We start from the raw sequence: 12,137 nt of genomic DNA on the forward strand, positions 1-12,137 counted from the left end.
TGGCGGTATAACCTAAATCTCGATGTGAACATAAAAGATTAACTTATTATAATATAAAGATTTTATTTTGATATCATGCTTAATGTGACCACAGGAATAAAGCATTTCCGTTTAGCAACTGAAGGCTGTATGGCGTATTTATTGCGAATTGAATAATCCAAAAGCTTGACAACTAACAGAATAAATGTACCAATATGGATAAATCCGGATAGTGGATTTCCGCCGATGCGACACTGCATCGGCTTTTTTTATGTGCATAAGCAAGGAGCAGGCTGGATGAAAGCGGACGCATCATGGGGACTCCATCGTGCATTAGTGAAAGCACTGGAGGGGGATCAGAAGATCAAAACACTGGCAGATATCATAGGCCCGGACAGGGGCGCGACAAAGTCCGCCTCGATTGCTATGGGGGCTGGCACGTCGCATGCCTGGCATTCCGCCACATTTGATGGAGAAGAACACAGGCTGGTTTTAGAGCTTGAGGCGGATGAGCAGCAGCTATCAATACGGGCGCTTGCGGCTTTGGTGATCGAAAGGCTGCATGATGCAGATTTTCCCATTCCGGGACATGCATTGATCGAATTGCAATTTGAATGTTCGGAAACTTATGCCGCTGATAAAAACGGGATCACCCGCTGCCGTATGTTTTTCAAGGCGCTGACCGTGAGCGATTGAGGACGCATCAGCGCATGAAACGGGAGGCTATAGTACCTCTCGTCATGGCTGGCTTTTCATGCCTTATTCTGGACTGAAAGGTTTTAACCTTGAGATTGATCGCTATCAGCCTCGGATTTCATGGGCAAATCGCTGAACGGGAAAGGCAGATCAGTGGCCTTGGTGTCGCCGCCAAGATAGCCCAGGATTTGGGACAGATAGGCATTGAGATGCTGCATCAGATTTGAAAGCGGCTGATTTTTCTCGCCTCTGATGATGATGACCCCATATTGCACGGCGGCCAGAACCCAGGCCAAAACCAGCAGAATATAGGATATGAACCCAAAAGAGAGCACGGCCAAAGCCCGCCACAGCCAATCGAGATGAAAGGTCTTTTCATGATCCATATGAGGCTGGCTGTGCCTTTGCTCGTCATTTTGGGGGCTATCTGCGGCCGCAGGGCCATGATTGGCTGCCCCATGATTGGCTGCCCCATCATTGGCTGTCTGAGGATTGGCGGTTTTTGGCGGGCTTTGGGTTTGAACTGCTGCGGTTTTCGGAGCCGCTTTTGCAGCAGATGCCGATTTTGCTGCGGGTTTCTTTGTTGTGGTGGAGCGGGACGCCGGCTTTTTGGGCGTTTTCGCCTTGGTGGATGGTTTAGCCTTTGAGCTTGCAGTTTTGGCCGGACGTGTCGGGCTCGTCGTTTTTTTCGCGGGCGAAGCGGGGGCTGACGCCGTTTCTTTAGCTTGTGCCGTCGGCGTTGGCTCGCCAGATGTCTCAGACGTCTCAGATGTCTTTGGGGCGGGGCCGGAGGCGGGCTTTGGCGCGTTGGGATCTTCTGTCGCTGATGAGATATCTTTTGGATTTTGGTCCTGGGCCACGGCACATCTCCTTGAGACTATCGGCGGTCAACTCAAGGTCCATTATGTCGGTCATCGCGGCAAGGGTTCAAGCCCTTGCCACAACAAATTGTTTCTTATGGTTTGAATTGCTTTCGCAAATGAGCTGTCGCGTCCTTCTTGGGCAGAGGGCGTGAAAACAGATAGCCCTGGCCATAGCGGCACCCCAAAGAGCGCATCATCATATGCTGTTCGCTGGTTTCTATGCCTTCGGCAACCACCGACATGCGCAGGGTATCGGCCAGCATGGTGATGATGCGAATGATTTTCGATGATTGTTCATCGCGATCAACCTGACCCACGAAAGATCGATCGATCTTGATACAATCAATTGGAAAGCTATTGAGATAATTGAGCGATGAATATCCCGTACCAAAATCATCCAGGGCAAGGGTGGGGCCGAGTTCCTTGATTTCATGAAGGCATCGAGCCGCAAATTCGGGATTGGCCACAAGGGCGCTTTCGGTGATTTCAAGGCGTAAATTCCGACCTTCCAAGCCAGATTGCGCTAAGCAATGCGCCACGGTGCGGGAAATCTCATCTTCCAAAAGCTGGACCGCAGACATATTCACATTAACATAGATATTCTGCGTATTCTTGATGCTTTTTTGCCATGTAGCCAATTGCTGGCAGGCTTCCATCATAGCCCAGCGGCCCAGGGGCAGGATAAGCCCGCTATCTTCGGCGATCGGAATGAACCGAGCCGGAGACACAGGGCCGTGGATGGGATGATGCCAGCGGGTGAGGGCCTCAAAAGCGATGCTATTGCCATTTTCCAGATCGATGATCGGCTGATAATAAAGCTCGAGATCGCCATTTTCGATCGCATGGCGCAGGTCTGTTTCAAGCTGAATCTGGCCGGTCCGAACGGTATTGCTCTCAGCAGCAAAGACAAATGTTCTGGAAGGCCCGCGTTTTTTCGCCCGATGCATGGAGATATCCGCATCCCGGATCATATCTTCGGCATGTTTATGGCTGATTTCGCTGGTTGTCACCCCGATACCCACCGACATATAGGCATCGACACCGGCAATCTTGCGCGGCGCTTTCATCATCTCGTGAATGCGTTTTGCAAGGCCGGTCGCATCCTCAAGGCCTTCGATATCATCGATGAGAATAGCAAATTCATCGCCATTGAAGCGGGCCAAAAGATCGGAATTGCGTAGGCAGGCCCTAAGGGAATTGGCCATTTCGATCAGAAATTCATCCCCGATGGGGTGCCCAAATCCTTCATTGATGAGTTGAAAGCGATCCACATTGAGCATGAGCACGGCACAGGCACGACCTTCCTCATTTTTACAACGCGCCACTTCATCCTCAAGACGATTGAGAAAGTGGCTGCGATTGGGCAGGCCGGTGAGATGATCATGCAAGGCGTGATGGAGAAGATTGGCCTGTGCTCTTTTTTCCGTGGTTTTGTCGGTGAGGGTGCATAAAATTCTGGGCTTAACCGCACCGCCTTGATCCAAAGGGGTGATAGTGCAGCTATAGACCTTGGTGCTTTCAACCGATTCGATCTTCCACTCATAATGAACGGGTCGCTGAAGACGCAGGGCGCGATGAAATTCGCTCAAGAGCGGCTCGCCAAATTCCAGAACCGGAATATCATCAAGAGTCATTTTTTCCGCAAGCACCGCAGACCCGGCATCGCCTCGGTTCACAAGGCGTGGATCGATCAGGATCAGATCCTGCGCGCTTTTATTGGCGGTCAGGATGAGGCAGCCATGGTCGGCATCAATCTCGCAAACCAAAACCCCAAGGTTCAGATGATCGAGAAGGGCGAGTGGGTCGATCTCTATGGCTTCTGCCGTTTTCAGGCGGTCGCTTTCGATCCCCAGCATATGTCCATCCATTATTTGCAGATCCCGTTTTCTGGGCTGGCCCTCAAATATTTTCTTCATGAGGCGAGCGGGGATCAGCTTCCATCTTCGCCCCTAAAGATTTCTTAAAGATAGGAATTAATTTTTCCCAAATCAGATCAAAAAAAAGAGAGACCCGAAGATCTCTCCTTGTTTTGTTTCAGATTGAAACAATTGGGGTCAGGAACAGCCGCTGGTGCCGCCGCAGGTATTACATTTCAGGCAGGTGCCATTGCGCACAAGGGTGAAATTGCCACATTCCCCGCAGGCATCGCCTTCATAGCCCTTCATCCGGGCTTCGGCGCGGCGAGTATAGGTTGTCGTTTCCGTTTTCACTTCCCTTGAAATGTCTTCCGTTACCGCCATCAGTCCAACAGATGAAGGCTGCGTTGGGCTTTTAGCCGGGGCTGTGCTGCTGTTTTTAGGTGTATTCAGCACATAAAGATTAGAGCGCACATAGCCGTTTGAAGCCAGCCCCAGCACTTTATCAAGAGCTTCGGAAGCCTGATAGGCAGCCAAAGTGCCAGCTTCGGGGAGCTTTTCATTGATGCCATCGCCCAGGGTATCATGGCGCATATCATCAGGCTCCACATGGGCCAGATCATTGCGGCCAAGATAGGAAACGGCGAGTTCGCGGAAGATATAATCAAGGATCGATGTTGACATCTTGATGGCATCATTGCCTTCCACGCGGCCGAAAGGCTCGAATCGCGTGAAGGTGAAGGCATCGACGAATTCTTCCAAAGGCACGCCATATTGCAGGCCAATGGAAATAGCGATGGCAAAATTATTCATCAAAGAGCGGAAGGCTGCCCCTTCCTTGTGCATATCGATGAAAATTTCGCCAACTTCGCCATCATCATATTCGCCGGTCCGCAAATAAACCTTATGGCCACCCACAACAGCTTTTTGGGTATAGCCCTTGCGGCGATGCGGCAGCTTGCGGCGGGTTTTCGGCGCTTCACGTTCAATAATCCGCTCCACGATGCGTTCCGCCACCTTATGGGCTTTTTCGCCTAAGGGCACCTGATCATCGAGCAGATCCTCCAGATCCTCTTCATTGAGGAGGGAACCCGACAAAGGCTGGGACAATTTCGAGCCATCGCGATAAAGGGCATTGGCTTTGAGGCCCAAAGACCAGCTCAACTCATAGGCTCGCTTGCAATCTTCGACCGAGGCGAGATTGGGCATATTGATGGTTTTGGAAATCGCCCCCGAAACAAAAGGCTGGGCCACGGCCATCATGCGGATATGGCTTTCCCATGATAAGGAACGCTTGCCAATCCGTCCGCAGGGGCTTGCGCAATCGAAAACCGGCAGATGTTCCTTGCGCAGATGTGGGGCGCCTTCAAGGGTCATGGCGCCGCAAACATAAAGATTGCACTCATCCACCTCTGCCCGGCTGAACCCCAGTTCGCGGAGCATATCAAAGCTGATATCGGCAAGCTGTGCATCGCTAAAGCCCAGCACGTCCTTGCAAAAGGCATCGCCCAAAGTCCAGCGATTAAAGACGAAGCGGATATCGAAACAGCTTTTCAGCCCCTCTTCGATGGCATCGATCTGCACTTGCGCGAAATGCCGCTCTTTCAGGCGGTCATGATTGATATGCGGGGCCTGGGCGAGGGTGCCATGGCCCACCGCATAATTGATGATGTCGCGAACTTCATCGGCTTCATAACCCAAAACATCAAGTGCCTGGGGTACGATCCGGTTGATGATCTTGAAATAGCCGCCGCCCGCCAGCTTTTTGAATTTGACGAGGGCAAAATCCGGCTCGATCCCGGTGGTATCGCAATCCATCACCAGTCCGATGGTGCCGGTAGGGGCGATCACCGTTGATTGGGCGTTGCGATAGCCATGCATTTCGCCCAGTTCCAGCGCCCGATCCCAGGCCGCCCCGGCAGCCACCGCCAAAGCCTGATCCTGGCAGCATTCGATATCCAAAGGCACCGGACGTGTTTTCAGGCCTTCATAGCCATCATCTTCGCCCCAGGCCGCCCGCCGATGATTGCGGATCACCCGCAGCATATGATCGGCATTATCCGCATAGCCGGGGAAGGGGCCAAGCTCGGAGGCGATTTCCGCCGAGGTGGCGTAAGATGTGCCGGTCATCAGAGCGGTGATGGCACCGCATAAGGCGCGGCCTTCATCGCTGTCATAAGGCAGGCCCAATGACATCAAAAGCCCGCCGATATTGGCATAGCCCAGCCCAAGGGTGCGATAGCGATAGCTGAGCTCGGCGATTTTTTCCGATGGGAATTGAGCCATCAGCACCGAGATTTCGAGCACCAATGTCCACATGCGAACAGCATGTTCAAAATTCTCGACATCGAAATCGCCGCCTTCGAGACGGAATTGCATGAGATTGAGCGAGGCCAGATTGCACGCCGTATCATCAAGGAACATATATTCCGAACAGGGATTGGACGCCCGGATATCCCCCGATGCGGGGCAGGTGTGCCAATCATTGATCGTGCTGTGAAATTGAATGCCGGGATCAGCGCAAGACCATGCAGCATAGGCCACCTGATCCCATAAGTCTGCGGCATTGAGGGTTTTGGCCACCGATCCATCGGTGCGTTTGATCAGATCCCAATCGCTGCCCGCTTTCACGGCTCGCATGAAGGCATCGGTAACACGGATGGAATTATTGGAATTCTGGCCCGATACGGTCACATAGGCTTCGGAATCCCAATCGGTATTATAGGTGTGGAAATCAAGGCGGCGATAGCCCTGGCGTGCAAACTGAATCACCCGCTGCACATAGTTTTCCGGGATCATGGCCTTGCGACTGGCGAGGATTTCGCGCTTCAGGTCCTGATTCTTCTTGGGCTCGAAGGCTTCATCGCCCAAGGCATCGCGAGCCGCATGGCAGGCCTCGATGATCCGGTTGAGATGCATCTCACATAATTTAGAGCCGGAAACCAGCGCCGCAACCTTTTGTTCTTCAATCACTTTCCAGCTAATGAAGGCTTCGATATCGGGGTGATCGGCATCCACCACCACCATTTTCGCCGCCCGGCGGGTGGTGCCGCCCGATTTGATTGCTCCTGCGGCCCGATCGCCGATTTTCAAAAAGCTCATCAAACCTGAGGATTGGCCGCCGCCCGAAAGCGATTCCTTCTCACCGCGAATATGGGAAAAATTCGATCCGGTCCCGGAACCATATTTGAAAAGCCTGGCTTCCCGCGTCCATAAATCCATGATGCCGCCTTCATTGACGAGATCATCAGACACGCTTTGGATGAAACAGGCATGGGGTTGGGGATGCTCATAGGCGCTTTTTGAGCGCACCAGCGTTTCGGTTTCGGGGTCGATATAAAAATGGCCCTGGCTGGGGCCATCGATTCCATAGGCCCAATGCAGGCCGGTATTGAACCATTGCGGGGAATTGGGGGCGGCCATCTGGCGAGCAAGCATCAGGCGCATTTCATCATAAAAGACCCGCGCATCGTCCTCGGCGTGGAAATAGCCGCCTTTCCAGCCCCAATAGGTCCAGGCACCGGCCATCCGATCAAAAACCTGCCGGGCACTGGTTTCCGCACCATAGCGCTTGTCTTTGGGCAGAGCTTTGAGGGCCTCTTCATCCGCCACGCGTCGCCATAGCCATGAGGGGACGGCTTTTTCTTCAACCGGCTTTAAAACCGCCGGAATCCCGGCCTTGCGGAAATATTTCTGCGCAATGATGTCGGTGGCCACCTGCGACCATGCCGCTGGCACATCCACCGCATTCATCTGAAAAACGATGGTCCCATCGGGATTGCGAATCTCACTCACGGCCTGACGAAATACGAGCCCATCATAAGGCGATTGCCCATCTTTCGTGAATCGACGCTCAAAACGCATGTCTTCCCCCTGGCCTTATTGTAACGTTTATAAAATCTGTGCTTTTGGTCCTGTCCGACATGCAAAAACATGCGGCTATCAGCAAGCCGATGACCATAGATATGGGCATGTCCATCCAAGCAGACACCAAGTTTAGTCTGAATCATGGGAGTCGCAAGCGATCTTTCTGCAAAAGTTTTATTGACAGGGGTGCGTAGAAGCCCCCCATTTTGCCGACTCCCAAACCCACTCGCGCAGCTTTGATCGCCATTCATGAGGAATGGGATTATGCTGCATGGCCAAGGATGATCTATCGCTGGACCTTTTGGCCTGAACTTGCCATAGTCCCGGCGTTTTTCGGGTCGATGCTTTGCAGCCGATCCATAGCGATGACACAAGGGACGAGATCGCAAGATGACTGTGTTTCAAAAGCTATTCACCTGGTGGAATGGGGCAACCATCGGCACCGCGCTTTTTACCGCCCGCAAAGGCGAGCGTGTGGGCGAAGATCAGGATGGCAATATCTATTACAAGGCGCGGCAAGGGGATCGCCGCTGGGTCATTTATAAAGGTGAGGTCGAAGCCTCGCGCGTGCCGCCGGAATGGCACCGCTGGCTGCACCGCACCACCAATGATCTGCCCGATCAAAGCCACTATGTGCCAAAGCCCTGGGAAAAGCCCCATCGTCCCAATCTCACGGGATCGGATGCGGCTTATGCGCCCCCGGGCAGCCTGAAAAAAAGCACCGGACGTGATCGGGCCACGGGCGATTATGAGCCTTGGCGGCCCAATTGATGCTTCATGCGAGAATGAAGCAGACTATGGTTTTTACGGCTGAATATGGGATGGGAGACTGGCGTGGGTGGTAATCTCGTTGAATCCATGATTGGGGCTGTGGTTCTGGCGGTTGCCGGGGCGTTTTTATATATTGCCTATACCACAACGAATGTGGGCAGTGCCTCGGGCTATGAACTGCAGGCCCGTTTTGATCGGGTCGGTGGTTTGACGCTGGGGGCGGATGTGCGGATTTCCGGGATCAAGATCGGCACCGTGACCGGGCAGCGCCTTGATCCTCAAAGCTATCAGGCCGTGGTGCGCTTCACGGTTGATAAATCTCTTGAAATTTCGACCGACAGCTTTGCCAAAATCACCTCTGATGGGCTTTTGGGCGATACCTATGTTGAATTGCAGCCGGGCGGCCTTGATGAATATCTGTCTGCAGGCGAAGAAGTCTATGATACTCAAGGGCCGATTGATCTGTTTGGCCTGATTTCCAAGGCGGTTTATAGTGGCGATCCGGCAAGCAGCAGCGAGGAATAAAGGGCTTGGTTCCCTGATGATGAGTGGCCGCATCTTGCCCGTATCCCTTGTGGTTTTGGGTGGTATTTTGTTGATCCCGCCATTATCGGCGCAGGCCATAGTGGGGCAGGGCGCGATAGGGCAAAGCCATCAGCCCTTATCTGGGCAGGATAGAGATCAGCCAGAGGACGGGGTGAAAACCATCACTATTGCCCGCGCCATGGATAAGGTGACCGCGCGCATCACCGAGCTTGAGCTTCCCAAAAATCAGCCGGTGGAATTTGGCAGCCTGATTATTACATCCCGCCATTGCCAATCCCGACCACCTGAAGAACAGCCTGAAACCTTTGCCTTTCTGGAAATCGATGAAATGATCGACGACAGCAGGAATCGCCTGTTCACCGGATGGATGATGGCCTCAAGCCCCGGCCTTCATGCGCTGGAGCATCCGGTTTATGATGTGTGGGTGATGGCGTGCAAAACCCTTTCACCCGATAATCCTTCTGGTAGTGAATAAAAATCCCCTTGAACGCGCAAGGCTGATTTGAGCAGCTCGTGATAGGCATCCCGGTTGATTTCCCGGGCCCCGAATTGTTGCAGATGCTCGGTCACAAATTGGGTATCAAGCAATTGATAGCCGCCATATTTAAGCCGGGCAACCAGATGCACCATGGCAACCTTGCTGGCATCTGTCACCCGGTGAAACATGCTTTCACCAAAAAAGGCCCCCGCCAGATCCACCCCATAAAGGCCGCCCACCAAGCGGCCATCCTGCCAGCATTCCACACTGTGGGCGGCACCCATTTCATGAAGACGGCAATAATGGGCAAGGATCTGATCATTGATCCAGGTATCGGCCCGATCAGGGGCCGGGCTGGCGCAGCCGATCATCACATCGCGAAAGGCGGTATTGATCCGCACATCAAACAGATCCTTGCGCACCACCCGTTTCAGGCTGCGCGATATATGAAAGGATGAGAGCGGCAAAATTCCGCGATTTTCAGGATCAACCCAGAAAATATCGCTGGCTGTCTGGCTTTCTGCCATAGGGAAAAGCCCGCAGGCATAAGCGCGTAGCAATAATTCCGGGGTTAGCCGCGCCATGGGTTTATCATCCGATGCCTTTTATGAAAGCCCCTGATCCGCCCGTGATTTCAGAAATTTTTCCAGCCAGTGGATATTATAGTCTCCACTTTGAAAATCCGGATTATCAACCAGCAATTTATGCAGCGGGATCGATGTTTTAACCCCGGCGATCACATATTCCTCGAGGGCGCGGCGCAGGCGCATCAGGCAATCTTCACGATTTTCCCCGCGCACAATCAGCTTGGCGATCAGGCTATCATAATAAGGGGGGATGCGATAACCCGCATAAAGGGCCGAATCCACCCGAACATCCAAACCGCCAGGGGCATGATAATCGGTAACGGTGCCGGGGGAAGGTGCAAAATTGGCGGGGTCCTCGGCATTGATCCGGCATTCGATGGCATGGCCGCGCAGGGTGATGTCTTTCTGGGCAAAGCGCAGATCTTCGCCCGCTGCCACCCGGATCTGTTCGCGGACCAGATCGATCCCGGTGACCATTTCCGTGACCGGGTGTTCGACCTGCAGGCGCGTATTCATTTCGATGAAAAAGAATTCGCCATCTTCATAGAGAAATTCGATGGTCCCGGCACCGCGATATTTGATATCCGCAAGGGCTTTGGCGCAGCGCTCTCCAATGGCATTTCTTTGGGCAAGGCTGATCACGGGCGAGGGGGATTCTTCGAGAATTTTTTGATGACGGCGCTGCAAAGAACAATCGCGCTCGCCTAAATGCAGCACCTGTCCGCGCCCATCGCCTAAAACCTGAATTTCGATATGGCGCGGATGGCCAAGATATTTTTCGATATAAACGGCATCATCGCCAAAAGCCGCCCGGGCTTCGGTGCGCGCAGCGGTCAGGGCACCCGACAGGGCTGATCGTGATTGCGCGACCTTCATCCCGCGTCCGCCACCGCCCGCAGCAGCCTTGACGATGACCGGATAGCCGATGCTATCGGAAATTCTAAAGGCGGTTTCATCATCGGTGATCCCCCCATCCGAGCCGGGAACCACAGGAACCCCCAAGCGCTTCATGGTCTCCTTGGCGGCGATCTTGTCGCCCATGGTGCGGATATGCTCGGCAGTGGGGCCGATGAAGGTGAGATTATGCTCTTCAACGATATCGGCAAAACGGGCATTTTCCGATAAAAACCCATAGCCCGGATGAATGGCGTCCGCCCCCGTGATCTCGGCAGCGGCAATGATGGCCGGAATATTGAGATAGCTATCCGTTGAGGATGGCGGGCCGATACACACGGATTCGTCGGCCAGGCGCACATGCATGGCGCTGGCATCAGCGGTGGAATGAATGGCCACCGTTTTGATGCCCATTTCCTGACAGGCGCGATGGATGCGAAGGGCGATTTCGCCGCGATTGGCGATCAGAATTTTTTGGAACATTGCAAATGCCACCCTTTATTCGAGAATCAAAAGTGGCTCGCCATATTCAACCGGTTGGGAATCAGAGACCAGAATATGGAGAATTTTTCCCGAACGCGGAGCCGAGATGGGGTTCATCACCTTCATTGCTTCCACGATCAGCAGGGTATCCCCTTCATTAACGCTATCGCCAACCTTGAAAAAGGCAGGTGCCCCCGGTTCGGGCGACAGATAAACCGTGCCAACCATGGGCGAAGGCACCATGCCCGGGTGAGTTTCTAGGCTCGGTGCGGCGGCTGCAGATCCTGATCCAGACCCTTGTGCAGATGCAGCGGATGCGGGTTCGGATGTTGCCGGGGCCTGAGACAGGCTATAAGAGGGCGGAACGGCCGCCTGCATCACAGTTTGGGTTGGCAATTGACGCCCCACCCGGATGCGGATGTCTTCGTCTTCCACCTCGATTTCACTTAGGTTTGATGACTGAAGGAGATCCGCCAATTCCCGGATCAAATCCCTGGCATCTTTCAGCTTTGACATGAATGTCTCATCCTTTTTCAGTGCGGGATAAAAGGGCGGCAAGCGCATGGGCTGCCATCAGATAGCCTGTGGTGCCAAAGCCGGTCAAGATGCCGGTGGCAACGGCACTGATCGTGGAATGGGCGCGAAAGCTTTCACGGGCGAAGATATTGCTTAAATGAACCTCGACCACCGGGATGGCAATCGCTGCCACGGCATCGGCCAGAGAAATCGAACTATGGGTCAGGCCCCCGGGATTGATGATAACCCCATCGGCTTTCGTGCGGGCTTCATGCAGCCAATCGATCAATTGGCCTTCATGATTGCTTTGCCGCAGGGTGAAGCTGATATCATGCTCTTTGCCGTAGGCGGCCAGCTTTTGTTCAACATCATCCAGCGTTTCCGCCCCATAGATATGCGGTTCGCGTGTGCCGAGAAGATTGAGATTAGGGCCGTTTAAAACATGGATATGGAGCATGGAAGGGCAATTCCGGTCTTTGGTTCGCAGGTCTTTCATACGACGTGATGGGCGGTGGCATTCTGAGGCAAGGCGTGAGCCTCAATATAAGGCATCCTATCTTATCCCCTTTGTTTTAGGCGTATAAACCGACAAAAGCATGCA

At 53.4% G+C, this 12,137-nt stretch carries 12 protein-coding genes; 5 read left to right on the forward strand and 7 right to left on the reverse strand.

What is annotated here, in order from left to right:
• Positions 1-165 precede the first annotated feature (165 nt).
• Positions 166-675, forward strand: coding sequence for a DUF3168 domain-containing protein (locus QK300_RS07595; RefSeq protein WP_281301102.1), 510 nt, complete (start codon positions 166-168; stop codon positions 673-675).
• Positions 676-758: 83 nt separating this feature from the next.
• Here the strand turns inward: QK300_RS07595 and QK300_RS07600 are convergent, their stop codons facing one another.
• The gene (locus tag QK300_RS07600) at positions 759-1,061 is read right to left on the reverse strand and encodes a DUF4389 domain-containing protein (protein WP_281301103.1); all 303 of its coding nucleotides are present in this window, start codon (positions 1,059-1,061) and stop codon (positions 759-761) included.
• 223 nt (positions 1,062-1,284) lie between these two features.
• On the opposite strand from QK300_RS07600, the gene QK300_RS07605 reads away from it, so the two are divergent.
• Positions 1,285-1,641 carry a hypothetical protein gene (locus QK300_RS07605; protein ID WP_281301104.1) on the forward strand — a complete coding sequence of 119 codons (357 nt, stop codon included), beginning with the start codon at positions 1,285-1,287 and terminating at the stop codon, positions 1,639-1,641.
• On the opposite strand, the gene QK300_RS07610 is transcribed toward QK300_RS07605, so the two are convergent.
• Entirely contained in the window at positions 1,631-3,406 is a 1,776-nt protein-coding gene (locus tag QK300_RS07610) for a bifunctional diguanylate cyclase/phosphodiesterase (RefSeq protein ID WP_281301105.1), read from the reverse strand. The two genes, QK300_RS07605 and QK300_RS07610, sit on opposite strands and share 11 nt — an antisense overlap.
• Positions 3,407-3,592: 186 nt before the next feature.
• Positions 3,593-7,258 carry a vitamin B12-dependent ribonucleotide reductase gene (locus tag QK300_RS07615; RefSeq protein WP_281301106.1) on the reverse strand — a complete coding sequence of 1,222 codons (3,666 nt, stop codon included), beginning with the start codon at positions 7,256-7,258 and terminating at the stop codon, positions 3,593-3,595.
• 393 nt (positions 7,259-7,651) lie between these two features.
• On the opposite strand from QK300_RS07615, the gene QK300_RS07620 reads away from it, so the two are divergent.
• The 3 genes from QK300_RS07620 to QK300_RS07630 all read left to right on the forward strand — a co-directional run bounded on the left by QK300_RS07620 (position 7,652) and on the right by QK300_RS07630 (position 9,053).
• Positions 7,652-8,032 carry an NADH:ubiquinone oxidoreductase subunit NDUFA12 gene (locus tag QK300_RS07620; protein WP_281301107.1) on the forward strand — a complete coding sequence of 127 codons (381 nt, stop codon included), beginning with the start codon at positions 7,652-7,654 and terminating at the stop codon, positions 8,030-8,032.
• A 63-nt stretch (positions 8,033-8,095) separates the two neighbouring features.
• Positions 8,096-8,557, forward strand: coding sequence for an outer membrane lipid asymmetry maintenance protein MlaD (gene mlaD / locus QK300_RS07625; RefSeq protein ID WP_281301108.1), 462 nt, complete (start codon positions 8,096-8,098; stop codon positions 8,555-8,557).
• Between the two features lie 16 nt (positions 8,558-8,573).
• The gene (locus tag QK300_RS07630; protein ID WP_281301109.1) at positions 8,574-9,053 is read left to right on the forward strand and encodes a DUF2155 domain-containing protein; all 480 of its coding nucleotides are present in this window, start codon (positions 8,574-8,576) and stop codon (positions 9,051-9,053) included.
• Here the strand turns inward: QK300_RS07630 and aat are convergent.
• From aat to aroQ, 4 genes are read right to left on the reverse strand one after another with little or no spacing between them, the layout of a single operon-like run.
• Positions 8,990-9,640: a leucyl/phenylalanyl-tRNA--protein transferase gene (aat, locus tag QK300_RS07635; protein WP_281301110.1), complete on the reverse strand. Its 651-nt coding sequence runs from the start codon at positions 9,638-9,640 to the stop codon at positions 8,990-8,992. The genes QK300_RS07630 and aat overlap by 64 nt on opposite strands.
• Positions 9,641-9,661: 21 nt before the next feature.
• Positions 9,662-11,020 (reverse strand): acetyl-CoA carboxylase biotin carboxylase subunit, encoded by a 1,359-nt coding sequence (gene accC, locus QK300_RS07640; protein WP_281301111.1) that lies wholly within the window; start codon positions 11,018-11,020, stop codon positions 9,662-9,664.
• Between the two features lie 15 nt (positions 11,021-11,035).
• On the reverse strand, positions 11,036-11,536 hold the full coding sequence (accB, locus tag QK300_RS07645) for an acetyl-CoA carboxylase biotin carboxyl carrier protein (protein ID WP_281301112.1): 501 nt from the start codon (positions 11,534-11,536) through the stop codon (positions 11,036-11,038).
• Between the two features lie 7 nt (positions 11,537-11,543).
• Positions 11,544-11,993, reverse strand: coding sequence for a type II 3-dehydroquinate dehydratase (gene aroQ, locus QK300_RS07650; protein WP_281301113.1), 450 nt, complete (start codon positions 11,991-11,993; stop codon positions 11,544-11,546).
• Positions 11,994-12,137: the final 144 nt, after the last annotated feature.

The sequence above is a fragment of the Iodidimonas sp. MBR-22 genome (assembly GCF_029946565.1).
Taxonomy (GTDB): Bacteria; Pseudomonadota; Alphaproteobacteria; order Sphingomonadales; family Rhodothalassiaceae; genus Iodidimonas; species Iodidimonas nitroreducens.